The 25,679-nt window shown below is 65.6% G+C and carries 28 protein-coding genes; 15 read left to right on the top strand and 13 right to left on the bottom strand.

What is annotated here, in order from left to right; translation table 11 throughout:
* Window positions 1-36: 36 nt before the first annotated feature.
* A complete protein-coding gene (locus AC13C7_RS02845) occupies window positions 37-765 on the top strand; it encodes a Crp/Fnr family transcriptional regulator (RefSeq protein WP_482866564.1) in 729 nt (242 codons plus the stop codon).
* Between the two features lie 6 nt (window positions 766-771).
* Here the strand turns inward: AC13C7_RS02845 and AC13C7_RS02840 are convergent, their stop codons facing one another.
* From AC13C7_RS02840 to AC13C7_RS02805, 8 genes are all read right to left on the bottom strand, one after another.
* A complete protein-coding gene (locus AC13C7_RS02840) occupies window positions 772-1,689 on the bottom strand; it encodes a YihY/virulence factor BrkB family protein (RefSeq protein ID WP_172317766.1) in 918 nt (305 codons plus the stop codon).
* Between the two features lie 3 nt (window positions 1,690-1,692).
* The gene (locus tag AC13C7_RS02835) at window positions 1,693-1,881 is read right to left on the bottom strand and encodes a PLD nuclease N-terminal domain-containing protein (protein ID WP_172317764.1); all 189 of its coding nucleotides are present in this window, start codon (window positions 1,879-1,881) and stop codon (window positions 1,693-1,695) included.
* A 143-nt stretch (window positions 1,882-2,024) separates the two neighbouring features.
* The gene (locus AC13C7_RS02830; protein ID WP_482866537.1) at window positions 2,025-3,182 is read right to left on the bottom strand and encodes an iron-containing alcohol dehydrogenase; all 1,158 of its coding nucleotides are present in this window, start codon (window positions 3,180-3,182) and stop codon (window positions 2,025-2,027) included.
* A 23-nt stretch (window positions 3,183-3,205) separates the two neighbouring features.
* The gene (locus tag AC13C7_RS02825) at window positions 3,206-4,852 is read right to left on the bottom strand and encodes an acyl-CoA dehydrogenase family protein (RefSeq protein WP_482866536.1); all 1,647 of its coding nucleotides are present in this window, start codon (window positions 4,850-4,852) and stop codon (window positions 3,206-3,208) included.
* Between the two features lie 88 nt (window positions 4,853-4,940).
* Complete coding sequence (locus tag AC13C7_RS02820) at window positions 4,941-5,246, bottom strand: hypothetical protein (protein WP_482866535.1); 306 nt, start codon at window positions 5,244-5,246, stop codon at window positions 4,941-4,943.
* Between the two features lie 100 nt (window positions 5,247-5,346).
* Window positions 5,347-5,511 (bottom strand): hypothetical protein, encoded by a 165-nt coding sequence (locus tag AC13C7_RS02815; RefSeq protein WP_446169559.1) that lies wholly within the window; start codon window positions 5,509-5,511, stop codon window positions 5,347-5,349.
* Between the two features lie 70 nt (window positions 5,512-5,581).
* A complete protein-coding gene (locus AC13C7_RS02810) occupies window positions 5,582-6,148 on the bottom strand; it encodes an MAPEG family protein (protein WP_482866534.1) in 567 nt (188 codons plus the stop codon).
* An 85-nt stretch (window positions 6,149-6,233) separates the two neighbouring features.
* Entirely contained in the window at window positions 6,234-6,683 is a 450-nt protein-coding gene (locus AC13C7_RS02805) for a type II toxin-antitoxin system RatA family toxin (protein WP_482866533.1), read from the bottom strand.
* Between the two features lie 81 nt (window positions 6,684-6,764).
* Here AC13C7_RS02805 and hpt point away from each other — a divergent pair, with 81 nt between their 5' ends.
* From hpt to AC13C7_RS02790, 3 genes are all read left to right on the top strand, one after another.
* The gene (gene hpt, locus AC13C7_RS02800) at window positions 6,765-7,307 is read left to right on the top strand and encodes a hypoxanthine phosphoribosyltransferase (protein WP_172317752.1); all 543 of its coding nucleotides are present in this window, start codon (window positions 6,765-6,767) and stop codon (window positions 7,305-7,307) included.
* A gap of 168 nt (window positions 7,308-7,475) precedes the next feature.
* Window positions 7,476-7,958: a c-type cytochrome gene (locus AC13C7_RS02795; protein WP_172317751.1), complete on the top strand. Its 483-nt coding sequence runs from the start codon at window positions 7,476-7,478 to the stop codon at window positions 7,956-7,958.
* An 86-nt stretch (window positions 7,959-8,044) separates the two neighbouring features.
* Window positions 8,045-8,926, top strand: a complete 882-nt coding sequence (locus tag AC13C7_RS02790) for a c-type cytochrome (protein WP_482866532.1) — start codon at window positions 8,045-8,047, stop codon at window positions 8,924-8,926.
* Window positions 8,927-9,096: 170 nt separating this feature from the next.
* On the opposite strand, the gene AC13C7_RS02785 is transcribed toward AC13C7_RS02790, so the two are convergent.
* Complete coding sequence (locus AC13C7_RS02785) at window positions 9,097-10,434, bottom strand: SEL1-like repeat protein (protein ID WP_172317747.1); 1,338 nt, start codon at window positions 10,432-10,434, stop codon at window positions 9,097-9,099.
* Between the two features lie 85 nt (window positions 10,435-10,519).
* Window positions 10,520-11,473, bottom strand: coding sequence for a lipoyl synthase (lipA, locus tag AC13C7_RS02780; protein ID WP_172317745.1), 954 nt, complete (start codon window positions 11,471-11,473; stop codon window positions 10,520-10,522).
* A gap of 178 nt (window positions 11,474-11,651) precedes the next feature.
* On the opposite strand from lipA, the gene AC13C7_RS02775 reads away from it, so the two are divergent.
* Window positions 11,652-12,200 (top strand): peroxiredoxin, encoded by a 549-nt coding sequence (locus tag AC13C7_RS02775; protein WP_446121397.1) that lies wholly within the window; start codon window positions 11,652-11,654, stop codon window positions 12,198-12,200.
* 101 nt (window positions 12,201-12,301) lie between these two features.
* Here the strand turns inward: AC13C7_RS02775 and AC13C7_RS02770 are convergent, their stop codons facing one another.
* The gene (locus AC13C7_RS02770; RefSeq protein ID WP_482866531.1) at window positions 12,302-13,441 is read right to left on the bottom strand and encodes a DUF6456 domain-containing protein; all 1,140 of its coding nucleotides are present in this window, start codon (window positions 13,439-13,441) and stop codon (window positions 12,302-12,304) included.
* Between the two features lie 208 nt (window positions 13,442-13,649).
* On the opposite strand from AC13C7_RS02770, the gene AC13C7_RS02765 reads away from it, so the two are divergent.
* Window positions 13,650-13,910, top strand: coding sequence for a DUF6477 family protein (locus AC13C7_RS02765; RefSeq protein ID WP_446121393.1), 261 nt, complete (start codon window positions 13,650-13,652; stop codon window positions 13,908-13,910).
* Between the two features lie 6 nt (window positions 13,911-13,916).
* Here AC13C7_RS02765 and AC13C7_RS02760 read toward each other — a convergent pair whose 3' ends face one another.
* Entirely contained in the window at window positions 13,917-15,464 is a 1,548-nt protein-coding gene (locus AC13C7_RS02760; RefSeq protein ID WP_172317739.1) for a trimethylamine methyltransferase family protein, read from the bottom strand.
* Window positions 15,465-15,668: 204 nt separating this feature from the next.
* Between AC13C7_RS02760 and AC13C7_RS02755 the strand changes: the two genes are divergently transcribed.
* On the top strand, window positions 15,669-16,361 hold the full coding sequence (locus AC13C7_RS02755) for an outer membrane protein (RefSeq protein WP_474888377.1): 693 nt from the start codon (window positions 15,669-15,671) through the stop codon (window positions 16,359-16,361).
* A gap of 22 nt (window positions 16,362-16,383) precedes the next feature.
* Here AC13C7_RS02755 and AC13C7_RS02750 read toward each other — a convergent pair whose 3' ends face one another.
* A complete protein-coding gene (locus tag AC13C7_RS02750; protein ID WP_235952591.1) occupies window positions 16,384-17,082 on the bottom strand; it encodes an MgtC/SapB family protein in 699 nt (232 codons plus the stop codon).
* A 147-nt stretch (window positions 17,083-17,229) separates the two neighbouring features.
* On the opposite strand from AC13C7_RS02750, the gene guaA reads away from it, so the two are divergent.
* From guaA to AC13C7_RS02710, 8 genes are all read left to right on the top strand, one after another.
* Entirely contained in the window at window positions 17,230-18,801 is a 1,572-nt protein-coding gene (gene guaA, locus AC13C7_RS02745; protein ID WP_482866530.1) for a glutamine-hydrolyzing GMP synthase, read from the top strand.
* 193 nt (window positions 18,802-18,994) lie between these two features.
* Entirely contained in the window at window positions 18,995-19,879 is an 885-nt protein-coding gene (locus AC13C7_RS02740; protein ID WP_172317735.1) for a DMT family transporter, read from the top strand.
* A 169-nt stretch (window positions 19,880-20,048) separates the two neighbouring features.
* Window positions 20,049-21,161, top strand: coding sequence for an OmpP1/FadL family transporter (locus AC13C7_RS02735; protein WP_482866529.1), 1,113 nt, complete (start codon window positions 20,049-20,051; stop codon window positions 21,159-21,161).
* Window positions 21,162-21,296: 135 nt separating this feature from the next.
* Window positions 21,297-22,163, top strand: coding sequence for an ATPase (locus AC13C7_RS02730; RefSeq protein ID WP_482866563.1), 867 nt, complete (start codon window positions 21,297-21,299; stop codon window positions 22,161-22,163).
* 15 nt (window positions 22,164-22,178) lie between these two features.
* Entirely contained in the window at window positions 22,179-23,123 is a 945-nt protein-coding gene (locus AC13C7_RS02725; protein WP_482866528.1) for a homoserine O-succinyltransferase, read from the top strand.
* Window positions 23,123-24,070, top strand: coding sequence for an alpha/beta fold hydrolase (locus AC13C7_RS02720; protein ID WP_482866527.1), 948 nt, complete (start codon window positions 23,123-23,125; stop codon window positions 24,068-24,070). Before AC13C7_RS02725 ends, AC13C7_RS02720 begins: the two co-directional genes overlap by 1 nt.
* A 56-nt stretch (window positions 24,071-24,126) precedes the next feature.
* Window positions 24,127-24,999, top strand: coding sequence for a polyphosphate kinase 2 (gene ppk2 / locus AC13C7_RS02715; protein WP_446118358.1), 873 nt, complete (start codon window positions 24,127-24,129; stop codon window positions 24,997-24,999).
* The gene (locus AC13C7_RS02710; protein ID WP_446170216.1) at window positions 24,992-25,609 is read left to right on the top strand and encodes a TetR/AcrR family transcriptional regulator; all 618 of its coding nucleotides are present in this window, start codon (window positions 24,992-24,994) and stop codon (window positions 25,607-25,609) included. The genes ppk2 and AC13C7_RS02710 overlap by 8 nt, the downstream gene beginning before the upstream one ends.
* Window positions 25,610-25,679: the final 70 nt, after the last annotated feature.

Genomic DNA, 25,679 nt, shown 5'->3' with positions numbered 1-25,679 from the left:
ACCACGACATAGCAAATGTCCGGAGGACCCGCCGTCATGGCGACGAAATGCGCCCATTGCCCCCTCAGACGCAGCAACCTGTTCGTGCCGCATTCCGATGACGACACGAAATTCATGCAGCGCTTCAAGGTGGGCGAGCTGGTGATCGAGCCGGGCACCCCGATGCTGATCGAAGGGTCCAACAGCCCGCAGCTCTTCACCGCGCTGCGCGGCATGGGGCTGCGCTACAAGACGCTGGAGAACGGGCGCCGCCAGGTGCTGAACTTCGTCTTTCCCGGCGATTTCATCGGCTTGCAGGCCGCCGTGATGGGCGAGATGCAGCATTCGGTCGAGGCCACGACGCCGATGACGCTCTGCGTCTTCAACCGGGCCGAGTTCTGGCACTTCTTCAAGACCCATCCCGAACGCGCCTTCGACCTGACCTGGCTGGCCGCGGTTGAGGAACATTCCATGGGCGAGACCCTGGCCACGGTCGGACAGCGCGACGCCACCGAGCGGGTGGCCTGGGCGCTGGTCAAGATCATGCAGCGCGGCGAGGCCCTGGGGCTGGTCAAGAACCACACCATGCCGCTGCATTACCGCCAGCAGGATCTGGCCGACGCGCTCGGCCTCTCGCTGGTGCATACCAACAAGACGTTGGCCAAGCTGCGCGAGCGGCAATTGGCCAGCTGGCACGACGGCGCGCTTTTCATCAATGATTGCGAGAAACTGGCGAAGATCGCCAGGATGGACAGCGAGGCACCGCCTCAGCGCCCGCTGATGTAGCGCGGATCAGATCTCGACATAGGTATCGGCCGCCTGCGCCCCGCGCTCGCCCAAGGGACGGTCGCGGCCGATGGTGCTGTCGGGTTCGGTGTGGCGCTCCAGCTCGGCGTTCAGCGCGGCCCCCAGAAGCAGCAGGAAGCCCGAGATGAACAGCCACATGAGCAGCGCGATCACCGCCCCGATGGAGCCATAGACCTCGTTGTAATTGCCGAAATTCGTCAGGTAGATCGAGAAGGCGACCGAGGCCCCGGCCCACAGGAACACCGCCAGAACAGCCCCCGGCGTGATCCAGGGCAGGCGTGCGGCACGGCGGTTGGGACCGTAGCGGTAGATCAGCCCGGCGCCCAGGAAAAGGATCCCCACCGCCACCAGCCAGCGCCCGACCTCGACCGCGACGGTGGCCAGCGCCCCAAGCGGCACCAGCGCCATGATCGCGGGCACCAGCAACACGGCGCTGATCGCGACAAGCGCCACGAGGATCAGCGCTACGGTCAGGCCGAAGGCGGTCAGGTAATGCGCCAGCCCGCCCCGGTTGCGTTCCTCATAGACCGCGTTCATCCCCTGCATCAGCGCCGCAACGCCCGCGCGCGCGGACCAGAGTGCGAGGAAGATCGAGAGCAGCGTGGTCCAGCCCAGGGTGCTTTCATCGGCGGCGGCCAGCGCCGTGATCTGGCCGCTGATGATGTCGAACACATCCGCGGGCAGCAAGACGCTGTAGCGCTCCATCACCGGCAGGATCGCCTGCGGATCGCCGACGATCCCCCACAGCGCGATAATCGCGGCGATGGCAGGAAAAAGCGCCAGGATGCCGAAAAAGGCGATCCCGGCGGCAATCAGGCTCAACCGCTTTTCCCCGATGGCGTCGAGGACACGTTTGCCGATCGACCACCAGACCTTGGGGGAGCGGTTGGGAACCGGGACCATGGCTCAGGCCCGGCCGGTTTCCGCGCGCGGTCCGGCGATCAGCCAGATGATGAAGCCCAGGATGGGCAGCACCAGGATCAGAAGCGACCACAGGACCTTCTTCCCGGTGCTGACCGAAGACCCGAGAATCGAGATGATGGCCCAGATGTCGAGGCCGAGAACGATCAATCCGCCTAGTCCTGCGATTTCCATGTCGGGTCTCCTTCGGGTTCGGACCGGGCAGACTGCCCGGCCCTCGTGTCAGATGGGTGTCGGGCGTCATTCCGCCCCGTTTGTGGCTGGATAACGCGCACCGGACCTTGCCGGTTCCCATGAAACGACCGAATGGCGCGGGATCAGCGGCCCGTTCTCCACGCCGCGCGGAGGATCGTTTCCACCTCGGACGCGCTCGCGGCGCGCGGATTGGTGGCCGCGGCACTGTCCTGCAACGCTTTCTGGGCGAGGCGGGATGCGCCCCCCTCAGGCACGCCGATCTCGGCCAGGGTCTTCGGAATACCGATCCGGTCCAGAACGGCGCAAACCCACCCGTGAAACGCGTCGAAGGAGGTATCGTCCAGCCCCGCCGCCTGCGCCATGGGCACGATCCGGCCCTCCAGCGCGGGCGCGTTGAAGCGCAGCACGGCGGGCAGCAGCACCGCATTGGTCAGCCCGTGCTGCGTGTCATGCTCGGCCCCCACCATGTGCGAGATCGCATGGACCAGCCCGAGCCCCTTCATGAACGCCACCCCCGCCAGGCAGGAGCCCGCCAGCATCGCGCCGCGCGCCTCCAGATTTTGCGGCTGCTCCACCGCCACGGGCAACCAGCGCGCGATGAGGCGCAGCGCCTCAAGCGCCAAGCCGTCGCAGAGCGGGTGGAAACCGGGAACCGAGTAAGCCTCGATCGCATGGACAAGCGCATCCGCCCCGGTCCAGGCGGTCAGGTGCGGTGGCAGGCCAAGCGTGATCTCGGGGTCGAGCAGCGCAAGGGACGGTTTCAGATCGGGGTGCCAGACGCACCATTTCATGGCCTTTCCCGTGTCGGTGATCATCGCCGTGCTCTCGGTCTCGGCCCCGGTTCCGGCGGTGGTCGGAATGGTGATGAGCGGCGGAAATCCCGCCACATCCGGGCTGCCCTGCTCGAACTCGAACGCCCAGAGATCGACCTCGTTCGCCGCCGTCAGCGCAATCGCCTTGCCGCCATCCATGCCGCTGCCGCCGCCAATGGCGATGATGCCGTCATGGCCGCCCTCGCGGTATTGCGCACGCCCCGCCGCGATCTCGGTGTCGCGCGGGTTGGGGGAGATCCCGGAAAAGAGCGCCGACTCCAGCCCGCCCGCCGCCAGGTAGCCGCGCAGATCGTCCAGGAACGGCAGCGAGGCCGAGCCGCGATCGGTCACGATCAGGGGCCGGATCATGCCCGCACGGCGGCAATGGTCGGCCATTTCGCGCAGGCGTCCGGGGCCATAGGCGATGGGGACCGGAAAGCTCCAGTCCTGGGGGGCGAGATGATTCAAGGCATGTCTCCGAGGTTTCGCGGTCAGTCCGGCAAAGCACGATCTATGATGGAAGCCAAGTCGCATCCCCTGGGCAACGTCCCGAACGCGCCGCGATACTTGTCCCCGAGCCGTGCGGCACAGAAGGCCTCGGCCACCGGCGTGGGCGCGTGTTGCAACAGGAGCGCCCCTTGCAAGGTCAACGCGATGCGTTCCGTCACGGACCGCATCCGCGCTTCGATTCCATCGTGATGGTTCAACTCCGCCGTCAGATCATCCACCGCGCGGTCAAACGCCGGGTGCCCCCCCCGGGCCGCCTCGAACTCCCCCAGAACCGCCGGGACCGCCTCGGCCTCGCGCCCCATCGCGCGCAGCACATCGAGCCCCATGATGTTGCCCGACCCTTCCCAGATCGAGTTGACCGGCGCCTCGCGGTAGAGGCGCGGCATGATGCTCTCCTCGATATATCCCGGCCCGCCATGACATTCGAGCGCCTCCACGACGAGGCTGGGACAGCGCTTGCAGTTCCAGTATTTCGCCACCGCCGTTCCGATGCGCGCCAGCGCCACCTCGCTTGGGTCGCCGGGTGCGTCCATCGCACGCGCCACGCGCAGCCCAAGCGCCAGCGCCCCCTCGACCTCCAGCGCCATATCGGCCAGCACATTCTGCATCAGCGGCTGCCGGATCAGCCGTTTCTGAAAGGCCGAGCGGTGCGCGCAATGGTGCAGCGCCTGCACCAGAGCCTGCCGCATGATGCCCGCCGACGACATGGCGCAATAGATGCGGTTGCCGGTCACCATGTCGATGATGGTGCGGATGCCGCGCCCGTCCTCGCCCACCATCACGCCCCAGGTGTCCTGAAACTCCATCTCACCGGAGGCGTTCGACCGATTGCCGAGCTTGTCCTTCAGCCGTTGCAGGTAGAGCGCGTTGCGCGTCCCGTCGGGCCGCCAGCGCGGCACCAGAAAGCAGGAGAGGCCGGCTTGCGTCCGCGCCAGCACCAGGAAGGCGTCGCACATCGGCGCGGAGCAGAAGAACTTGTGCCCCGTCAGCAGGTAGCCGCCCTCGACGGGCCGGGCCTGCGTTTCATTCGCCCGCACATCCGAGCCGCCCTGTTTCTCGGTCATGAACATGCCGATGAGCGCGCCGGTCTTTTCCTCCGCCGGAATATCGCGCCGGTCATAGTCGCGCGACAGGATGCGCGGCATCCAGGTCTCGGCGAGCGCAGGCGTCATGCGCAGCGACGGCACGGCGGAATAGGTCATCGCCATGGGGCACATCACGCCGCCCTCGGGCTGGCTAAACATGTAGGTCAGCGCCGCCTGCCCCAGATGACCCGCCCGCCCTTCATGTTCCCAGGCGAAATTGGGCAAGCCGTGGGCCACCGACAGCGCCATGAGGTCGTGATAGGCGGGGTGAAACTCCACCGCATTGAGGCGCATTCCGTAGCGGTCGAAGGCGCGCAGCTCAGGCGGGTGGCGGTTGGCCTGGTTCGCCTTTTCGAACACCGCATCGCGCCCCGCAGCCTTGCCCGCCCCGGCCAGCGCGTCGTGGTGAATGTCGCCGCCCTGCGCGGTCACGAAGGTCCGCAAGGCGCGGTCGCCACCCCAAAGATCCTGGTCGCCCATATGGGGCGGCATGTTGGTGACCTCATGGGTCGGCAGATCGGCAATGGGCGCGCGGGGTTGCATGGGCAGTCTCCTCCCACGGTCAAGGCTAGGACGGCAGCCTGTGGCGGTGCAAATGCTAATTGTCTCTGTGTCCGGTTTCGGCGGACCGTCAGCCCCTCGCCGCCCCTGCCCCAGCTTCGCGCCACACCCGTCCCTGCCGCACGCCACCCTTGATCAAATGGCCCTGCCGCGTGATCTCGGGGACGTCCCCGGCCCCGTCGCGGAAGCGGTCTTGGGTGACGATCCGCGCCCCCATGTCGCGCGCGGCGCGCAGGATACAGGGGGTCGGCAGGCCATTGGGCGACAGCATCACCCGGTCGGAGGGCAGTTTCAGCGCCCCGTCAAGATCGCCGTCATGGCGGCAGCGCCCTGACAGCAGGAAACCCGCATCGGCGTCGAACACGACACCGGGCATATAGCCCGCCGCCTACTGGTCGCGTAGCGCGGGATAAGGCGGCCTCCCGCCGCGGCGTGCCGTGCTTCCTATCCATGTCGTTGGAGCCATCGAGGATGGTTTACCGTCCCGGCTTCGGCCCGCGCCACCAGACACGCAGCAGAAGCACAATCGCCGCAATGGCCGCGGGCGGCCCGATCATGAGCAGGTCGGACCATCCCGGCGCGAAAAGCCCGATGACGGTGACAGCACTGGCGAGGGTGAGAATGAAGAAGGGCACGGACATGGCGCAAACTCGTATCAAGGAACTATTGGTGCGCTCTCCATGCCAGTCGAACGGGGCGAAAATTTGGCCCTCAGAGGACAAGCGCGAGCAAGAGGTATCCGGCCATGCCATAAAGCGCGGTGAGGCTCACGCTCATGAAGCCCCCGCGCAGACCCGCCTGACCGCTGAGAAAGCCGTAGCTATGGCCCAGGCGCCCGATGGCAAAGCCGATCATCCAGATCTGCGCGGCCAGCGGCGCGGGCGAGGACAGCACCATCGCGCCTGCCAGAACCGCGAAGATCACGCTGTTCTCGGTCGCGTTGCGATGCGCGTTGTGACGCCGTTGCAGCTCGGCATGCCCCTCGGGCGCTATATCGCCGGGGGTTCTGCCGCTCTCGGCCCATTCCTCGGGCGTGGCCTGCATCCCGTAGCGCAGCCGCGCAAGCTCGGTCGAGGTCATCAGCCAGGTGTGATTGGCCAGAAGCAGAAGGGCGGACAGGATCAGCGCCGCAAGCACGGGCGCCGTTGGCAGACCGACCGCGAGGGGCCGGATGCCGGTAAAGCCCAGATTGACCAGCGTCGCAATCGCCATCAGCGCGAAGGGATAGCCAAGGATGATCGCCGTGAAGCGCCGTGTCCTGATCGCGTCCGTCTTCATCTGCCGCCCTGCCCGTTCCCCCGTGAGAGGGGGGATCAAGCGCAGGATGCGTCGCCTCGGTCAAGGGCCTGCCGGTGACCCGGGGTCAGGCATCGCCGTAAAGTTCACGCGCGCGCGCCTCGAACGCCCGCACGATCCGGGTCATGGCATCGTGAAAGAACAGACCCGCCGCGCCCTGCAGCAAGCGGCTCTTGAATTCGAAATCGACGTCGAAGCGCACCTCGCAGCCGCGCTCGACATCCTCGAATTCCCAGTTCGAGCGCATGTGCTTGAACGGCCCGTCGATATATTCGGTCTCGATCCGGCAGCGGGCGGGAAGGAATGTCACCCGGCTGCCGAAGCGTTCGCGGAACATCCGGAAGCCGATCACGAGATCGGCCAGCATCACCTGGCCCTCCTCGGTCGGCGTCACGGATCGCACCCGTGCGGCCAGCGTCCAGGGGATGAATTCGGGGTAACGCGCGACATCGCCGACCAGATCGTACATCTGCGCGGCGGAATAGGGCATCACCCTGGTTTCGGCATGGCTCGGCATCGGGTTTCGGGCTTTCCTCTTGCGTCATCCCCATGTCATAAACCGTGCGGGGACTTCAAGCGACCAGCACGGGATCACGGGATGACGCAGAAACCTTACGTCGTGGACAAGATGATCTCGGCCAAGCGCATCGCCGCGCGGATCGAGGAGTTGTCGCGCGAGATCGAGACCGCCTTCAAGGGCACCGAGAAACTGATCGTCGTAGGCCTTCTGCGCGGCTCTTTCGTCTTCATCGCCGACCTCGTGCGCGAGCTGCACCTGCCGGTCGAGGTGGATTTCCTCGAGGCCTCCTCCTACGGCGACTCCATGACGTCGAGCCGCGAGGTGCGCATCCTGAAGGATCTGCGCGGCGAGATCCATGGCCGCGACGTGCTGGTGGTGGAAGATATCGTCGATACCGGCCACACCCTGAACCATGTGCTGCACCTGCTTGAAAGCCGCCAGCCCGCCCGGCTCAAGACCATCGCGCTCTTGGATAAACCCACCCGGCGCGAGGTCGATGTCAAGGCAAGCTGGACCGGCTTCGAGATCCCCGATGAATTCGTTGTGGGCTATGGCATCGACTATGCCCAGATGAACCGCTCGCTGCCCTATATCGGCAAGGTGCGGTTCGTCGAGGAGTGAGGCCCCGGCTGCGCGCCCGCGCAGGGCGCAACCTGCGATTTCGCACAAGACCTGTGCAGATCACCATCGCGTGAGGCGCGCTGGAAGGCTTGATTTACGCAAGGACAACCCGAATGCTGGACCTCACGCCAGCCAAAGGTGCAGGCCCACAAACAGGGAGATTTCCAGATGAAGAAGCTGATTGTGATACTCGCTGCCGGGGCGACGCTCGCCCTGCCTGTCGCGACCGCGGTCTATTCCGCAGCCCATAGCAACCCGTTCTCCGCCCATATCGCCGCCCGACAGGGACAGATGAACATCCAGTCCTTCAATATCGGTGTCTTGGGCGGCATGGCGCGGGGCAATACCGAATACGATGCCGATGCCGCGCAGACCGCCGCCGACAACCTGGCCGCACTTGCGATGATGGATGGCCGCGCCCTTTGGCCCGAAGGCTCGGACAACGCAGCGCTTGGCGATGCGACCCGTGCCCTGCCCGCGATCTGGGAAGACATGGGCGCGTTCGGCGCGGAGTGGCAGGCTTACGGTGAAGCCGTCAGCGGGATGCAGGAGGCCGCGGGCGGCGGGCTCGAAGCGCTCCAAGCCGCGATGGGGCCGCTTGGGTCGTCCTGCGGCAGCTGCCATGAGGATTTCCGCCAGTCCAACAACTGAGCCGGATATCGTGAGACCGTGACAGTGACGGCGCGGGGGGCCAGCCTTCCGCGCCGGTTTTGCCATTACCGCCAAGGGGGCCTGCCATGCGCAATCTGCTTCGCTTCATCCTGGGGCTGATCCTCCTGGGCGGTGTCATCGGCTGGATTGTCACCGCGCCCGATCCGCTTTCCGCCGCCGATGTGCCCGCGCGCGACGGGGATGCGGAAAACGGCGAGCAGGTGTTCTTTGCCGCCGGCTGCGCGTCGTGCCATTCCGCGCCCGAGGCCGAGGGCGAGGATCGGCTGGTCCTTGCGGGCGGGCGCAGCTTTCCTTCCGATTTCGGCACCTTCTTCGCCCCCAATATCAGCCCCGACCCCGAACAGGGCATCGGCGACTGGTCGGAACGCGACTTCCTGAACGCGGTGATGCGCGGCGTGTCGCCCCAAGGCCAGCATTACTACCCGGCCTTTCCCTATGGCACCTATGGCCGGGCGGAGGTGGAAGACATTCAGGATCTCTGGGCCTTCATGGCCACCCTGCCCACTGATGCCACGCCGTCGCGCGCGCATGACGTGGGCTTTCCGTTCTCGGTCCGGCGCAGCCTCGGCGGCTGGAAGATGCTCTTTTCGCAAGACGATTGGGTCGTCACCGGTGAGCTTGCGCCGGAGCTTGAGCGCGGCCGCTACCTGGTCGAGGCGCTTGGCCATTGCGGCGAATGCCACACGCCGCGCAATCCGCTTGGCGGGCTGCAACGCGACGCCTGGCTGACCGGCGCGCCCCACCCCTCGGGCGACGGGCGCATCCCCGACATCACGCCCGCCGAGCTGACCTGGTCGGCCTCGGATATCGCCAATTACCTCAATGACGGCTTCACGCCGAATTTCGACAGCGCGGGCGGCGAGATGGTCGAGGTGATCGCCAATATGAGCCAACTGCCCGCGTCGGATCGCGCCGCCATCGCCGCCTATCTGCGCGCCCTGCCTTAGAAAACGCCGCGTTCATTCCCGCAGGCGCACTCCAACCTCTTGATGACGCCATGTCCGAAACATGCACTATGCGGCAAACCCCGGACAATTTGACTAAAATTTTCCTTCTTTGTTCTGAAAATATCCCGGGGAGCGCGAGGGGCAGCGCCCCTCGCTCCCCAAATCGCCGATCAGAGCTGCCGTGAGCGTTCCAGCGCGGCGGCGCGATCCTCGGACGACAGCTGCGCCTCGATCGCATCGCAGGTTTCCGTGTAATGCGCGGGGACATCGCTGCCCGCCATGGCGATGCCCCGGATGCAGAACGCCATCGCCTCTACGGGGCGGTGCCGGGTCGAGCCGGGGATATGCAGCAGGTTGGCCAGGCTGATCGCGGCCTCGGAATCCCCCATCGCGAAGCCCTGCCGCAAGAGCGCCTCGGCGCGCTCCGGATCGGCGGGGCCACCGCGCCCGTCGGCCCACATATTGCCCAACTCGTTCGCCGCCCAGTCATGGTCGCGCTCCAGCGCGATCTCAAGCATGTGTCGGGCAAAGACGTGATCCTCGGGCAAGAGGTCGCCATCGCGCGACATGGTGCCGAGCACATAGGCGGCATCGGCCGATCCCATGTCGAAGCCGCTCCAGTAATAATCCAGCGCGCGCTCCTGATCGGCGGGCACACCGCGCCCGCCTTCGTAGATCCAGCCAAGCGCATAGGCGGCATCGCCGTTGCCCGCGTCCATCGCCCGCTCGTAATAGCGGATCGCGCGGGGCACGTCGGCGGGCACGCCCTCATCCCCGCCGAAATGGATGTCGGCCAGGGAATAGAGCGCCTCGGGGTCGCCCAGATCGCCCGCGCGTTCATAGAACCGCATCGCGGCGGGCAGGTCGGCGGGGCCGCCCCACCCCCGTTGCAGAAGGTAGCCCAACTCGTCCATCGCGCCCGCATTGCCGCCATCGGCGGCGATGCGGTAATAGGCGCGGGCGCGTTCGTGATCCTGCGTCACGCCATCGCCCCGGCCATAGAGCGCGCCGATATTGCGCGCCGCATCCATGTTGCCAAGCGCCATGGCCTGCCGGTAGAGATCCAGCGCGCGGGTGTAGTCCGGAGCGCCGCCCGCCCCGGCCTCGTACCAGACGCCGAGGCTGTTGATCGCGCCGACATTGCCAAGCGCCATTGCCTGTTCAAGCAGCGCGCGGGCGCGGGCCGGATCGGCGGGATAACCCTGAAACTCCTCGGTCAGCATGGTGCCCAGATTGGCCATGGCGCGGGCCTCGCCCAGGGCGATGGCCGCCTCGAAATAGGCAACGGCGCGCGGCACGTCCTGCTCCACCCCCTCGCCGTTCTTGTAGAGCACGCCAAGCATGTTCTGCGCCCGCGCCACGCCCTGGTTGGACAGCGCGCGGGCGTATTCCAGGGCGGTCCCGTATTGGCCCGAATTGTAGGCCTCGACCGCGTCGTCGATGCTCTGCGCGCTGACCGGGGTCACCAGCAGGGCCAGGGCGAAGGTCAGGCAGCTAAAATGTTTCATGGCAAGCCTCTTTGTCTGAATCGCTGAATCGAAAAAACCGCGCCAATCCTAGCGCGGTTTTCGGTTTCGACAAAATGGGCAGCCGTCAGGCCGGTTGCAATTTGCGCAGCCGTGCCTCGCGCAGCTTGGCGAAATCGTCGCCCGCATGGTAGGAGGAGCGTGTCAGCGGCGTGGCCGAAACCATCAGGAAGCCCTTGTTATAGGCGGCCTTCTCATAGCCCTTGAACTCCTCGGGCGTGACGAAGCGATCGACCGCGTGGTGCTTGGGCGTCGGTTGCAGATACTGCCCGATGGTCAGGAAATCGATATCGGCGGCGCGCATGTCCTCCATCACCTGGATGACCGATTGCTTGTCCTCGCCCAGGCCCACCATGATGCCCGATTTGGTGAACATGGTCGGGTCGATTTCCTTCACGCGCTGCAACAGCCGCAGCGAATGGAAATAGCGCGCGCCGGGGCGCACCTCAGGATACAGGCCGGGGACCGTTTCGAGGTTGTGGTTGAAGACATCCGGCTTGGCGGCGACGACGATCTCCAGCACGGCAGGGTCACAGCGGATGAAATCGGGGGTCAGGATCTCGATCGTGGTGCCGGGCGACTGGCGGCGGATGGCGCGGATGGTCTGCGCGAAATGCTCGGCCCCGCCATCTTCCACATCGTCGCGGTCGACCGATGTGATCACGACATGGTTCAGCCCCAGTTTCCTGACCGCATCGGCGACGCGGCCCGGTTCGAACACGTCCAGATCCTCGGGCGGCTTGCCGGTGGCGATGTTGCAGAAGGTGCAGGCGCGGGTGCAGACCTCGCCCATGATCATCATCGTGGCGTGACCCTGCGACCAGCATTCGCCCACGTTGGGGCAGCCCGCTTCCTCGCAGACGGTGGTCAGCTTGTGGTCGCGCATGATCTTGTGGGTGGCCTTGTAGCCCTCGCCCACGGGGGCCTTCACCCGGATCCAGGCCGGTTTCTTCGGCTGCGGATTGTCGGGGCGGCGCGCCTTCTCGGGGTGGCGCTGCTCGGGGATCTTCAGGTCACGCATGGGCGGTCCTCCTCGGGAGGCAGTTTAACCGTGGAACATCCTGAAAGTCACCCCTTCCAGGTGGGATGCTGCCATGCAGCATTGTCGCATTGAAAGCCGTTTAGAAGGGTTCTAAATGACCACAGAAATGGTCGGATCGCCGACCTTGTCCAGTAACTGTATTCTTCGGAGGCTCCACATGCAAACCGGCGCGACACTTCCCCACGTCACCTTCAAGACCCGCATCCGCGACGAGGCCGTCGGCGGCCCCAACCCGTTCCGCTGGCAGGACAAGACCACCGAGGACTATTTCGCGGGCAAGCGCGTCGTGCTGTTTTCCCTGCCCGGCGCCTTCACGCCCACCTGCTCGACCTACCAGCTGCCCGGGTATGAGAACGGCTTTGCCGATTTCCAGGCCGAGGGGATCGACGCGGTCTACTGCATGTCCGTCAACGACGCCTTCGTGATGAACAAATGGGCCGAGGCGCAGGGGCTGCAAAACGTCCAGGTCATCCCCGATGGCTCGGGCGAGTTCAGCCGCCGGGTGGGCATGCTGGTGCGCAAGGACAATCTGGGCTTCGGGCTGCGTTCCTGGCGCTATGCGGCGGTGGTCAATGACGGCGTGGTCGAGGCATGGTTCGAGGAACCGGGCCTGAGCGACAACCACGCCGAAGACCCCTATGGTGTGTCCTCGCCGGAAACGGTGCTGACCTGGCTGCGCGAGGAAAGCGCCGAGAAAGCCGCCTGAATGGAAAAAACCGGGTCCGGCATCTCCTGCCGGGCCCGGTTTTCCATCTGCCCCGGGGAGAGGTCGGGGCCGATATCACCAATATTGTTTCCGAATCGAGATCAATCTAGCGAGGCCGGCACGAAGCCGTAAACCGTCTCGTAATGCTTGAGCAGCCGCTGAAGCCCGATCTTGAGGACGATCTTGCCCGACCGGGCCGACCAGCCAAGCCGCTTCTCCGCCGATTCCAGCCCCTCCAGGAAACAGCATACCCGCAGCACGACATCGGCCAGCCCCGGCCCCATATCGTCGACAGCGCGGGTCACCCGGTCGCGCGCGGCGCGCGGGCCTTCGGCCATCCCACCATCCGAGAACCCCGAGCCGCGATCGCCGCCGGTCAGGAATTTCTCCCAGTTCTGGGCGACGCGCGGTCCCATCTGGGCGCGCTCGAAATCCTCGCGCAGCTTCTCGCCCGCCTGCACGAGGTCCATGGTCATGAAGGGCCTGCCATCCTTGCCCTTGCGCCGCGCCAGCGTGGCCAGCGGGGATTCGGCCAGGTTGACCCGCATTTTCCGGATCGTGCCGTCATCGGCGCGCACGGGCTTTTCACCCCAGAGCTGGTGCTGCGCCAGGAAGGGTGTCGCGGCCTCGGCCATTTCCATCTGCGGCTGGCGGCGGCGCTTGCGGTCGGCCTCGATCAGCCGTTTCAGCGCCGATTTCCCCGCCTCGGTGATGGTATAGACGCTGACCCGGCCGGCCCTGGCGGTGGCGATCCAGTCCTTCAGCGCAAAGGCCTGCGCGACCTTGCGATCCAGCACGGCGGTGCGGGTCTGGCTGCCATCCACCCCGGTGCGCAGGACGATGGCCTTGTCCATGTCCCGGGCCAGCACCAGCGTCGCCTCGGTCTCGCACAGGCGGCGCAGGATGCGGCGGGCTTCGCGATTGACGGTGGTGTCATCGGAAACCAGGGGGGGCCTGAGGGGTGCGGTCATGTGTTCTGGCTCCTTGCCGTTGTCGATTGTTGCGGGTTTGGAAACGCAATCTGCCTGAAGCGCGGCGAGCGCCTCATCGACCAGCGGGTCGTCGCGGCGGGCCTCATAGGCCCGGATGCGGCGCGCGATGGTCGAGGGGTGACGATGCGTGGCCCGCGCAATCTGACGCACGGAGGCGCCGTTGCCGGTGTGATCAAGGTAGTTTCGTGCCCCTTCCGGCAGCCAGGCCGGGTAGCGCCTCTTTTCCGTGACGGTCGTTTCGCAAGTCATCATCGTCCCCAACAAACTGTGGATAACCTGCGCAAGCCTTTAAAAATATTGATTACTGTTTGGTTAAAATCTGTGGAAATCCTGTGAACTGTTGCCAAAGCGTAAACAAATTGCCGCCAGCGCGCGCTGCAAAAAAGATTCCGCAACAGGCCGGTCACCGGGGGCAGTCTCATCGCCATGAACCATGTCACCCAGGGGGACCGACCAGATGACCACATTGACCCAGGAATTGCGCCAGATGCACCGCCCCGGATTGCTGTTGCAGGCGGCCAGATACGGGGCATCGGCCCTCATCCGCGCGGGCCGGGACCGGGCGGCGGGGGTGCAGGGCAGCATTGCCCGCCTGCTCAGCGAAGAGGCCGAACAGGAGGCGATGCGCCTAACCGGCGAGGCCGCCTATTCACCGCGTCGCCATGTCGAATTGCTGATGTCGCTCTTGGCCGCGGCACAGGGACCGCGGCCCGCCTGAGCCGCCTTACATGAAGCTGTCGGGCATCTCTTCCTTGCGCTTGGCCATATAGGCCTTCAGCGCCTCGTCGATCGCGGGATCCAGCATTGGCTGCTGGTAGTCCGACACAAGCTTCTCGACCCGCGCGGCGGCCAATGCCTGGGTGTCGCGCGCGCCTTCCTCGGACCAGGTCTCGTAGGGCTTGTAATCCAGCAGGTTGGAGCGCCAGAACCCGGTCTTGAAATTGGCCTGGGTATGCGCGCAGCCCAGGTAATGCCCGCCCGGTCCGACCTCGCGCAGCGCGTCCATCGCCTGCGCGTTCTCGTCGATGGGGATCCCCTCGGCCAGTTTGTGCAGCGCGCCGAGCTGGTCGGCATCCATCACGAATTTCTCGAAACTGGCGACCAGCCCGCCCTCAAGCCAGCCACAGGCGTGAAGCATGAAATTGACCCCGCCCAGAAGCCCCGCATTGAGCGAATTGGCGGTTTCATAGGCGGCCTGCGCATCGGGCAGCTTGGAGCCGGTGAACGACCCCGCCGAGCGGTAGGGCAACCCCAACCGCCGCGCCAATTGCCCGGTGCCGAGCGTGATCTGCGTGGCCTCGGGCGTGCCGAAGGTGGGCGCGCCCGAATTCATGTCGATCGAGGTCACGAAGGCCCCGAAAATCACCGGCGCGCCGGGGCGGATCAATTGGCTATAGGCGATCCCCGCCATCACCTCGGCCAGGATCTGCGTCAGCGTGCCCGCGACCGAGACCGGCGCCATCGCGCCGCCCACGATGAAGGGCGAGATGATGCAGGCCTGCCCGGCGGCTGCGTAGTTTTCCAGCGCGCCCAACATGATGGGGTCGAAGGTGAGCGGCGAGTTGATGTTGATCAGCGAGGTCATCACCGCGTTCTGATCGACGAAATCCGCCCCGAAGAGGATCTTGGACATCTCGATCGAATCGAGCGCGCGGCTCTCCTCCGTCACCGAGCCCATATAGGGTTTGTCGCTGAGCGACATATGCGCGTAGAGCATGTCGAGATGGCGCTTGTTGACCGGCAGGTCGGTCGGTTCGCAGACCGTGCCGCCGGAATGGTGCAGCCATTTCGACATGTAGCCGAGCTTCACGAATTTCTGGAAATCCTCCATCGTCGCGTAGCGGCGGCCGCCATTGACGTCATGCACGAAGGGCGGCCCGTAGACCGGGGCCAGCACCAGGTTGCGGCCCCCGATGACGACCGAGCGCTCCGGGTTGCGGGCATGTTGGGTGAATTGCGCGGGCGCCGTCGAGCACAGCTTGCGCGCCAGGCCCTTGGGCAGGCGCACGCGTTCGCCATCGACATGCGCCCCGGCCTCGCGCCAGCGTTCCAGCGCGCGGGGGTATTCGACGAAGTTGACGCCGATCTCCTCCAGCACGATCTCGGCATTGGCCTCGATGATCTCCAGCGCCTCGTCGTTCAGCACGTCCAGGTCGGGGATGTTGCGCTCGATATATTTGGCGGTTTCGATCTGGACCGCGGTGCGTTCGGCGCGGCGGGCCGCCCCGCCGCCCCCGCGACCGCGACGTCCTGCGCGTGGCACTTCATTCATGGCCTGCTCCTCCGGGCAAATCGGCTGTTGCGCCTCTCATACAGCCCCACCGGGCGGCCCTGCGGGCGATATGCGGCGATTGTGGGGGGAAAGCGACATCGGCGGGTCGGGCGTGGTCGCGGTTGACGCTTCCGTAAATTGCGCAATCTGGCCAGCAATGATAAGATTATTGCGAAGCTGGTTTATTACGAGGAGACACTCATAATGTCCAAGTTTTCCCTCCTGATGTCGGCGACGGCCTTGGTGGCAGTGACCAGCCCCGCCCTCGCCGGCGGCACCGCCGCCGCCCCTGCCCCTGCCGATCCCGTGGTCATCGCGGCCCCCGCGCCGATGATGGACTGGACCGGCGCCTATGGCGCGGTTCTGCTTGGCTATGGCCAGGGCACCTATGGCAATGACAACAACTTCCCCGGCGATGGCGAGGCCGACTGGGACGGCGCGCTCTACGGTCTTGCCCTGGGCTACAACTTCCAGAATGGAAACATGGTCTATGGCGGCGAACTGACCTGGTCGGGCGCCGATGTGTCGGGGTCCGAGGAATGCGTCAATCCGGCCTTCCAGTGCTACGGCTCGATCGACAGCATCGCCACCTTGCGCGGGCGGGTCGGTTATCTGGTGCAGCCGCAGACGATGGTCTACGGCACGCTCGGGTTCGCGCAGGCCGATATCACCTTCGGCACGACCAATGGCGCGGGGGCCGGCGGTGAACAGAGCCGCGATGTCGGCGGCTATGTCGTCGGCCTTGGCGTCGAACATGCCTTTACCGACCGGATCAATCTGCGCGCGGCGATCCTGCATTACCAGTTCGACGAGGACGACTACCAGACCGATGTGCTCTATAACGACATCGACGGCGACCTGACCGAGATCGAACTGGGCGTCGTGTTCCGGTTCTGACCGCTTTCCGGCGCGCCCGCCGTCAGGTCGCGCCGGTATACTCCCACCCGACCGAGCGCACATCGGGTTCGGTCATCAGGGGCGACAGCGCCTTGTTGATCGTCTCTTCGTCCATGTCCTCCATCATCACGGTGATCTCGAACAGGGTCTCGTCGCCATCGAGGCCCTTCGACCGCTCGATCCCGGCCACCTGCATCCCCGGTTGCGACAGGCATTGCAGGGCCAGCGCGCGCAGGCGCGGGGCCTTGGCGGTCTCGACGCCCACCATGACCTGGTATTCCAGCGCCGGAGGGGCCCCCGCCCCGGTGCGTTTCTTGATCCATTTGACCAGCGGGCGCAGGCCCAGATTGACGAAGACGACAAAGCCGGTCAGCAGCGCGGCAAAGATCGGCGCGCCGCCCCCCGCCGTGGTGCCGACCGCCGCCGAACACCACAGCGTCGCCGCCGTGTTCAGCCCATGCACGGTAAAGCCATGGCGAAAGATGATCCCCGCGCCCAAAAACCCGATGCCCGAGACCACCTGCGCCGCGACCCGCGTCGGGCTGACCTCGTCGGGATAGAGCCCGGAAAAGACGACGAACCCCGCCGCGCCAAGCGCCACCAGCGCGTTGGTGCGCAATCCGGCGGTGCGGCGGCGGATCTGACGCTCGGATCCGATAAGCGCGCCGCAAATCATCGCCAGCAGCAGATTCAGCGCGGCGGCATCCAGGGTGATGGGCAAGATCGGTCTCTCCTGACTGTTGGACCCCAGATCATAACACCATGCCAATTCTGATTGCCACAGAATAATGACATGTTATCTTCGTCCCATCGCCCCCGCGCGCCTTGTCTCTTGCGCAATCCCCGCCTCTGGCCTATGGCGCAGGGCATGAGCCAGACATCCCATGACCGCCTGTTGATCATAGATTTCGGCAGCCAGGTGACGCAGCTGATCGCGCGCCGCCTGCGCGAACTGAACGTCTATTGCGAAATCCACCCGTTCCAGAACGTGACCGACGATTTCTTGCGCGATTTCGCCCCGAAAGCGGTGATCTTCTCGGGCGGGCCGGATTCGGTGATGCGCGAGGGCAGCCCGCGCCCGCCGCGCGCCGTCTATGACCTGGGCGTGCCGATCCTGGGCATCTGCTATGGCCAGCAGGTGATGATGCAGGATCTGGGCGGCCGCGTGGAGGCCGGCGAACATGCCACGGCCGAGTTTGGCCGCGCCTGGGTGAAACCGTCCGACAAGCGCGACGACATCCTGGCGGGCTGGTTCCTGGATGGGTCGGGCCGCGAACAGGTCTGGATGAGCCACGGCGACCATGTCTCTGATCTTGCACCGAAATTCGAGGTTCTGGGCACCTCGCCCGGCGCCCCTTTCGCGATCACCGCCGACCGCGCGCGCCATTTCTACGCGGTGCAGTTCCACCCCGAGGTGCATCACACCCCGAACGGCAAGACGCTCTACCAGAATTTCGTGCAACTGGCGGGTTTCAAGGGCGACTGGACGATGGACGCCTACCGCGAGGAGGCCATCGCCCGCATCAAGGACCAGGTCGGCGACAAGAAGGTCATCTGCGCCCTCTCGGGCGGTGTCGACAGCTCCGTCGCCGCGGCGCTTCTGCATGAGGCGATCGGCGATCAGCTGACCTGCGTTTTCGTCGATCACGGGCTCCTCCGCCTGAACGAGGCGCAGGAGGTCGTGACCATGTTCCGCGACCACATGAACCTGGCAGTCATCCACGCCGAGGAGCAGGAGCTGTTCCTGGGCGAGCTGGACGGGCAGAGCGACCCCGAAACCAAGCGCAAGATCATCGGGCGGCTCTTCATCGACGTGTTCCAGAAATACGCAAGCCAGATCGAGGGGGCCGAGTTCCTGGCGCAGGGCACGCTCTACCCCGACGTGATCGAATCGGTCAGCTTCTCGGGCGGGCCCTCGGTGACGATCAAATCGCACCACAATGTCGGTGGCCTGCCCGAAAAGATGGGCCTGAAGCTGGTCGAACCCCTGCGCGAGCTTTTCAAGGACGAGGTCCGCGCGCTCGGTCGCGAGCTTGGCCTGCCCGACAGCTTCATCGGCCGCCACCCCTTCCCCGGCCCCGGCCTCGCCATCCGCTGCCCCGGCGAGATCACGCGCGAGAAGCTGGAGATCCTGCGCAAGGCCGATGCCGTCTATATCGACCAGATCCGCAAGCACGGGCTTTACGATGAAATCTGGCAGGCCTTCTGCGCCATCCTGCCGGTGCGCACCGTGGGCGTGATGGGCGACGGGCGCACCTATGATTTCGCCTGCGCCCTGCGCGCGGTCACCTCGGTCGATGGCATGACCGCCGATTACTACCCGTTTTCCCACGATTTCCTGGGCGAGACCGCGACCCGGATCATCAACGAGGTCAAGGGCATCAACCGGGTGACCTATGACATCACCTCGAAACCGCCGGGCACGATCGAGTGGGAGTGACTGCCCGCCCGACCCGGCAACAGCACAAGCGGCGTTAAGGTTAACGCGCCACCGCCCCTTTCATTTTGCTCCAAAGACCTCGGGGGAGGCGCCGCAAGGCGCCTGGGGCAGCGCCCCTTGCCAATGTTGCGGCACGGTGCCACTGCTGATGCCTGATCCTCCGCCCGCGTCCCATTGCCCCGAGACCCCGCCCATGTCCGCCCCAGATCAGAGCCAACCCGGCCGCGCCGCCCTGTGGATGATCGGGTCGATCGTCTCGTTCTCGGCCATGGCGGTGGCGGGGCGCGAGCTGTCGACCGATCTCGATACGTTCGAGCTGATGACCTACCGGTCGCTGATCGGTGTCGTGATCGTGGCGGGCGTGGCGTTGGCGACGGGCCGCGCGGGCCAGATCACAACCGACCGGTTCGGTCGCCACCTGATCCGCAACATCGCTCATTTTACCGGGCAGAACCTGTGGTTCTACGCCATCTCGATGATCCCGCTGGCGCAGGTCTTCGCGTTGGAGTTCACCTCGCCTCTCTGGGTCATCCTGCTGGCCCCGATCTTCCTGGATGAACGCCTGAGCCTGCGCAAGCTGGCCGTCGTGGCAGTGGGCTTCAGCGGCATCCTGCTGGTCGCGCAGCCGGGCGGCGCGCCGATCTCGATCGGCACCTTCGCCGCCGCCGGGGCCGCCATGGCCTTTGCCATGACCGGCATCCTGACCAAGCAACTGACCCGCAGCGCCAGTGTCATCTGCATCCTCTTCTACCTCACCACGATGCAGCTGGTCTTCGGGCTGATCTGCGCCGGCATCGACGGCGATATCGCGTGGCCCTCGCTTGCCAACCTGCCCTGGATCGTGGTCGTGGGCATCGGCGGGCTGACGGCGCATTTCTGCATCACCACGGCGCTGACGCTGGCGCCCGCAACCATCGTCATGCCGATCGACTTCGCCCGCCTGCCGGTCATCGCCATTGTCGGAATGATGCTCTATGCCGAGCCGATCAGCCTGGCGGTCCTGATCGGGGCGGTCCTGATCTTCGGGGCCAATTACGTGAACATCCAGCACGAGACCCGGCCCCGTCCCGCCGCTTAACCTCGCGCGCAGAAGTTGTAGCAATTCGGTCACATTTCCGGCTGCAAACGGGCCGAAAAACCGCCCCCGCACGGCCTGACGCTAGGGAAGAATTGACCTTTCCACCGCAGTTTTGCGTAAGTGAAATCAGGGATATCGGGCAACATCCAGCCCTTTGGAGGGACTAGTAATGAAAAGACTGACGATGGCCGGTGCGGCCCTTCTGGCAAGCACGGCAATGACACAGGCAGGCGGGATCGAGCGGACCGGGTTCACCACCGGAATCCTGTTCGAGGAAGGCACCTATGTCGAATTGAGCTATGGCAGCGTCTCGCCGGATGTGTCCGGCAACGTCACCGGCGTTCCGGCAATTGCCTCGGGCGACATCAGCCCGACCTTCAACACGCTGACGCTCGGCTACCGCCAGGACATCACCGACCAGCTTTCGTTCGCGCTGGTGCTGGACAACCCCGTCGGGGCCGATGTCGCCTATCCGGCGGGCACGCCCTACCCGTTCGCGGGCTCCTACGCCGAGCTCAGCTCGAACCAGATCACCGCCTTGCTGCGCTATGAGATGGCCAACAACATCTCGGTCTATGGCGGCATCCGCGCCGTGCATGTCGAAGGCGACGTCTTCGTCACCACGCCGGCCTTCTCCTACGTGCTGAACGCGGAAAACGACTATGACATGGGCTATATGTTCGGCGCCGCCTATGAGCGTCCGGATATCGCCCTGCGCGTCGCGCTGACCTATTTCAGCGAGGTTGATCTGGGTCTGGCCGGTGTCGAGGGTGTCGCTGGCCCCGGTGTTCCCCCCGCACTGGTCCCGACCGGTCCGACCTCGTTCGAGGTGACGCTGCCGGAATCGATCCTGCTGGAGGCACAGTCGGGCATCGCCGAGAACACGCTGCTCTTCGGCTCGATCCGCTGGACAGCCTGGGACGGCTTCGCGATCACGCCGAATGCCTACCCGACCCCGTCGGGCAATCTGGTCGATTACGACGATGACGTCTGGACCTTCGCCCTCGGCGTCGGCTACCGCATCAACGAGAACTGGTCGGTCTCCGGCTCGCTCGGCTACGAGGCCGAACAGGATGGCTTCTCGGGCAACCTCGGCCCGACCGATGGCTACACCTCGGTCAGCCTGGGCGCGGAATACACCCAGGGCAACATGTCCATCGCCGGCGGTGTGCGCTACATCATGATCGGCGACGCGAACACGCAACTGGGCGCCGGCGCGACCTCGGACTTCTCCGACAACGATGCCGTGGCCCTCGGCCTGCGGGTCGGCTTCAACTTCTGACGCCCCCCCACCGAAATCCGGATCGGGCCCCGTGCGAGACATGCGCGGGGCCTTTTTCATTTCGGGCATGGACGCCCCCCGCGCCCCGCGCTACGAAAGGCCCCGTTAAACCGAGGGATACCGCCTGATATGGGCCTGATCTACGAGACCGCCCGCGACTGGACCGCCGCGCCCGACAAGCGGGTGCTGTTCTTCGGCATGTCGGGCCTGGGCAAGACCCATCTGGCGAATCTCCTGCGCGCGCATGGCGACTGGTTCCACTACTCGGTCGATTACCGCATCGGCACCGCCTATATGGGCGAGCACATCACCGACAACCTCAAGCGGCAGGCGATGACGGTGCCGTTCCTGGCGACGCTGCTGCGCTCGGATTCGATCTATATCGGCTCCAACATCACCTTCAACAATCTCGCGCCGCTGTCGAGCTACCTGGGCAAGCCGGGCGATCCGGCCAAGGGCGGGCTGCCCTTCAGCGAATACATGCGCCGCCAGGACCTGCACCGTCGGGCCGAGATCAACGCGCTGCTGGACACGCCGCAATTCATCGCCCGCGCGCATGACCTCTATGGCTATCAGCATTTCGTCTGCGATACCGGCGGCTCGATCTGCGAAGTGGTCGACCCCGAGAACCCCGCCGACGAGGTGCTGCGCACGCTTGGCGCGAACACCCTGATGGTCTGGATCGAGGGCAGCGGGGATCACACCGAGGAGCTGATCCGCCGCTTCGACAAATCGCCCAAGCCGATGTATTACCAGCCCCGGTTCATGCGCCGCATCTGGGATGAATTCAAGAACGAAACCAATACATTGGGCGGCGACGTTGATCCTGATGCCTTTGTCCGCTACGCCTATGGCCGGGCGCTCCGCCACCGTGCGCCGCTCTACGCGGCGATGGCGCGGAACTGGGGCGTGACGGTGCAGGCGGATGATGTCGCGAAAGTCCGCGATTGCGGCGACGTCATCGCCCTTGTCGCCAATGCCCTTGCCACCCGCCCCAACTGACCCCCGGATCCTGACATGCCCATCAAACTGCCCTCCAACCTGCCCGCCTATTCGGTCCTCGGCCGCGAGGGGGTGCAGGTCATGGATGAGGATGCGGCCGCACGGCAGGATATCCGGCCCCTGCGGATCGGGCTGCTCAACCTCATGCCCAAGAAGATCCAGACCGAGAACCAGTTCGCGCGGCTGATCGGGGCCACGCCCTTGCAGATCGAGCTGAGCCTCATCCGCATGAGCGAACACCGCACCCGCAACACCGCCGCCGAGCATATGGAGGCATTCTACCGCCCCTTCGAGGAGGTCGCGGCCTCGGGCGAGAAGCTGGACGGCCTCATCATCACCGGCGCGCCGATCGAGCATATGGCGTTCAATGACGTGACCTATTGGGACGAACTCACTCGCGTCTTCGACTGGACCCAGACCCATGTGCATTCCACCTTCGGCGTCTGCTGGGGTGGCATGGCGATGATCAACCATTTCCACGGCGTCAGGAAACACCTGCTGGAGGCGAAGGCGTTCGGCTGCTACCGGCACATGAACCTCGCCCCGGAAAGCCCTTATCTCAGGGGATTTTCCGACGATTGCACCATCCCCGTCAGCCGTTGGACCGAGATGCGCAAGGCCGAGATCAAGGCCGCCGAGGGTCTCAAGATCCTGCTCGATTCAGACGAGGTCGGCCCCGCACTGGTCGAGGATCCCGGCCATCGCGCGCTCTATGTCTTCAACCATTTCGAATATGACAGCTTCACCCTGAAACAGGAATATGACCGCGATGTCGCCGAGGGTACGCCGGTGACGGTGCCGGTCAATTACTACCCCGGCGACGACCCCGCGAAACAGCCGCAGAACCGCTGGCGCAGCCACGCGCACCTGCTCTATGGCAACTGGATCTCCGAGATCTACGAGACCACGCCCTATGACATTGCCCGCATCGGGCAGGACCGCACGGACCTGCGCGGCTGATGCGGATCCTGGCTGTTCTTGTCCTTCTTCTGGCGGGGTTTGCCGCGCTGACCCTGTGGCGCGCGGCCCGGAACGAGGCGGCGGCGGAACGCGCCTATCCCCCTTCGGGGCAGTTCATCGAGGTGGATGGCCAACGGGTCCATGCGCTGGTGCAGGGCGAGGGGCCGGATCTTGTGCTGATCCACGGCTCCTCGGGCAATCTGCGCGATTTCACCTATGACATGGTCGGCCCGCTGTCCGAACGCTACCGCGTCATCGCCTTCGACAGGCCGGGCCTGGGCTATTCCGACCCGATTTCGCCGGAGGGAGCCAGCCTGTCGGAACAGGCGGCGGTGCTGGTGGCGGCCGCGCGCCAATTGGGGGCCGAGCGGCCCATCGTCCTGGGGCAGAGCCTGGGCGGGGCTGTGGCGCTGGCCTGGGCGGTGGAAAATCCCGACAGCCTCTCGGCGCTGGTCACGGTCTCGGGCGTCGCCTATCCGTGGGATACCGGCCTTGGGCTCTACTACACGGTGCTCGCCAGTTGGCCGGGGCGGACGTTTGTGATCCCGCTCATCACCGCCTGGATCACCGAGGCGCAGATCGAGGGCGCGATAGCCGATGTCTACGCGCCCCTGCCGATGCCCGAGGGCTATGCCGACCACCTCGGCCCCCGCATGATCGTGCGCCGCGGGCCGCTGCGGGCCAATGCGCTGCAACGGCGCGGCTTGCTGGACTGGGTCACGGTGCAGGCCCCGCGATACGGCGACATCTCGGTGCCGGTCGAGATCGTGCATGGCCGCGAGGATACGACCGTGGCCTACCGGATCCACGCCATCCCGCTGAGCGAGGCGGTACCGGGGGCCAATCTGACCACGCTGGAGACCCCCTCGCACATGCCGCATCACACCCATTTCGACACCGTGATCGACGCCATCGACCGCGCCGCCGCCCGCGCCGGATTGCGCTGACCGCCGCCCCGGCCCATATTGAGGCCAAGAGCAGCAATAATCCGACGAGGAACGCCATGGCCCTGCCCTTCGACGGCGCGATTTCCGATTTCTTCAAGAACGACGCGCCGGATCCTGTGCGTGAGGCCATCGAGACCGCGAAAAAGGACAGCGTTCTTGACCCGTCCTACCCCTATGACGACCGGATGGACAAGAAAGCCTATGAGGACGATCTGGAGGCGCTTCAGATCGAGCTGGTGAAATGCCTGGCCTGGGTCCGCGAAAGCGGCGCGCGGGTCGCGGTTGTCTTCGAGGGCCGCGATGCCGCCGGCAAGGGCGGCTGCATCAAGCGGGTGCGCGAGCACCTCAACCCCCGCGCGGCGGGCGTGGTGGCCCTGTCGAAACCCACTGACCGCGAGACGCGGGAATGGTATTTCCAGCGTTACGTCCAGCACCTGCCCGCGGGCAGTGAGATGCGGCTCTTCGACCGGTCGTGGTACAATCGCGGCGTGGTCGAGCATGTCTTCGGCTTCTGCACCGAAGCGCAGCGCGAAAGCTTTTTCCGTCAACTGCCCGAATTCGAGGATATGCTGGTCGATGACGGCATCCACCTGGTCAAGATCTGGCTCAATGTCGGACGGGCCGAGCAATTGCGCCGCTTCCTGGACCGCGAGGGCGATCTTCTGAAACAGTGGAAGCTCAGCTGGATCGACGTCGAGGGGTTGAAGAAATGGGACGCCTACAGCGCCGCAATCCGTGAGACGCTGACCCGCAGCCATACCGGCGTCGCGCCCTGGGTCGTGATCCGGTCCGACGACAAGCGCCGGGCGCGGCTGGCGGTGATCCGGCAGATCCTGTCGGGGCTGGACTATACGGGCAAGGATCACGACCTGGTCGCCCGCCCCGATCCCGCGATTTCCGGCGGCCCCGAGATCTGGGCCGATGGGTAAGCGCGGCTATCATCACGGCAACCTGCGCCAGGCGCTGGTCGATGCCGCCCTCGTTCTGATCGAACAGAAGGGCCCGACCGGCTTTACCCTCTCCGAGGCCGCCAAGACGGCGGGCGTGACGCCTGCCGCCGTCTATCGCCATTTCGAGGGCCGCGAAGACCTGATCGCGGAAGGCGCGCGACAGGGGCACGAGATCTTCGCCGACCTGATGGAATACGCGCTTGAGACCGGCGGACCCACGGCGCTGGCGGCCTTCGAGGCCACGGGCCGCGCCTACCTGGCCTTTGCCCGCAAATACCCCGGCCATTACATGGCGATGTTCGAAAGCGGCATCTCGCCCAATGCCAACCCGGAACTGGCCGCCGCGTCAGAGCGTTCACGCGCCATCCTGGAACGCGCGGCGGATGCGCTGTCGGAGCATATCCCGCCGGAAAAACGCCCGCCCGCGCGGATGTTCTCGGCCCATATCTGGGCGATGAGCCACGGCGTGGTGGAGCTATTCGCGCGCGGCAAGCCGGGTGGCAATGCGCCCTTCCCGCCCGAGGACCTGCTGGAGGCGGGGATCGGGATTTATCTGCGCGGCTTGGGGCTGATCGCGCCGGACCGGTGAGGGCGGCACCCGGTTCTGCTGTCCGGTTTCAGGTATTTGGACGAAGAAGATGAGGCGGGGGGGCGTTAAC

This window comes from Alterinioella sp. B-7 (assembly GCF_056857775.1).
This window is presented reverse-complemented; position numbering and strand designations above follow the sequence as displayed.

Excerpts from the sequence above, each read along its gene's own strand:
- AC13C7_RS02845 (WP_482866564.1), top strand. The coding sequence starts at position 37 with ATGGCGACGAAATGCGCCCATTGCCCCCTCAGACGCAGCAACCTGTTC.
- AC13C7_RS02840 (WP_172317766.1), bottom strand. The coding sequence starts at position 1,689 with ATGGTCCCGGTTCCCAACCGCTCCCCCAAGGTCTGGTGGTCGATCGGC.
- AC13C7_RS02835 (WP_172317764.1), bottom strand. The coding sequence starts at position 1,881 with ATGGAAATCGCAGGACTAGGCGGATTGATCGTTCTCGGCCTCGACATC.
- AC13C7_RS02825 (WP_482866536.1), bottom strand. The coding sequence starts at position 4,852 with ATGCAACCCCGCGCGCCCATTGCCGATCTGCCGACCCATGAGGTCACC.
- AC13C7_RS02820 (WP_482866535.1), bottom strand. The coding sequence starts at position 5,246 with ATGCCCGGTGTCGTGTTCGACGCCGATGCGGGTTTCCTGCTGTCAGGG.
- AC13C7_RS02815 (WP_446169559.1), bottom strand. The coding sequence starts at position 5,511 with ATGTCCGTGCCCTTCTTCATTCTCACCCTCGCCAGTGCTGTCACCGTC.
- AC13C7_RS02810 (WP_482866534.1), bottom strand. The coding sequence starts at position 6,148 with ATGAAGACGGACGCGATCAGGACACGGCGCTTCACGGCGATCATCCTT.
- AC13C7_RS02805 (WP_482866533.1), bottom strand. The coding sequence starts at position 6,683 with ATGCCGAGCCATGCCGAAACCAGGGTGATGCCCTATTCCGCCGCGCAG.
- hpt (WP_172317752.1), top strand. The coding sequence starts at position 6,765 with ATGACGCAGAAACCTTACGTCGTGGACAAGATGATCTCGGCCAAGCGC.
- AC13C7_RS02795 (WP_172317751.1), top strand. The coding sequence starts at position 7,476 with ATGAAGAAGCTGATTGTGATACTCGCTGCCGGGGCGACGCTCGCCCTG.
- AC13C7_RS02790 (WP_482866532.1), top strand. The coding sequence starts at position 8,045 with ATGCGCAATCTGCTTCGCTTCATCCTGGGGCTGATCCTCCTGGGCGGT.
- AC13C7_RS02785 (WP_172317747.1), bottom strand. The coding sequence starts at position 10,434 with ATGAAACATTTTAGCTGCCTGACCTTCGCCCTGGCCCTGCTGGTGACC.
- lipA (WP_172317745.1), bottom strand. The coding sequence starts at position 11,473 with ATGCGTGACCTGAAGATCCCCGAGCAGCGCCACCCCGAGAAGGCGCGC.
- AC13C7_RS02775 (WP_446121397.1), top strand. The coding sequence starts at position 11,652 with ATGCAAACCGGCGCGACACTTCCCCACGTCACCTTCAAGACCCGCATC.
- AC13C7_RS02770 (WP_482866531.1), bottom strand. The coding sequence starts at position 13,441 with ATGACTTGCGAAACGACCGTCACGGAAAAGAGGCGCTACCCGGCCTGG.
- AC13C7_RS02765 (WP_446121393.1), top strand. The coding sequence starts at position 13,650 with ATGACCACATTGACCCAGGAATTGCGCCAGATGCACCGCCCCGGATTG.
- AC13C7_RS02760 (WP_172317739.1), bottom strand. The coding sequence starts at position 15,464 with ATGAATGAAGTGCCACGCGCAGGACGTCGCGGTCGCGGGGGCGGCGGG.
- AC13C7_RS02755 (WP_474888377.1), top strand. The coding sequence starts at position 15,669 with ATGTCCAAGTTTTCCCTCCTGATGTCGGCGACGGCCTTGGTGGCAGTG.
- guaA (WP_482866530.1), top strand. The coding sequence starts at position 17,230 with ATGAGCCAGACATCCCATGACCGCCTGTTGATCATAGATTTCGGCAGC.
- AC13C7_RS02740 (WP_172317735.1), top strand. The coding sequence starts at position 18,995 with ATGTCCGCCCCAGATCAGAGCCAACCCGGCCGCGCCGCCCTGTGGATG.
- AC13C7_RS02735 (WP_482866529.1), top strand. The coding sequence starts at position 20,049 with ATGAAAAGACTGACGATGGCCGGTGCGGCCCTTCTGGCAAGCACGGCA.
- AC13C7_RS02725 (WP_482866528.1), top strand. The coding sequence starts at position 22,179 with ATGCCCATCAAACTGCCCTCCAACCTGCCCGCCTATTCGGTCCTCGGC.
- AC13C7_RS02720 (WP_482866527.1), top strand. The coding sequence starts at position 23,123 with ATGCGGATCCTGGCTGTTCTTGTCCTTCTTCTGGCGGGGTTTGCCGCG.
- ppk2 (WP_446118358.1), top strand. The coding sequence starts at position 24,127 with ATGGCCCTGCCCTTCGACGGCGCGATTTCCGATTTCTTCAAGAACGAC.
- AC13C7_RS02710 (WP_446170216.1), top strand. The coding sequence starts at position 24,992 with ATGGGTAAGCGCGGCTATCATCACGGCAACCTGCGCCAGGCGCTGGTC.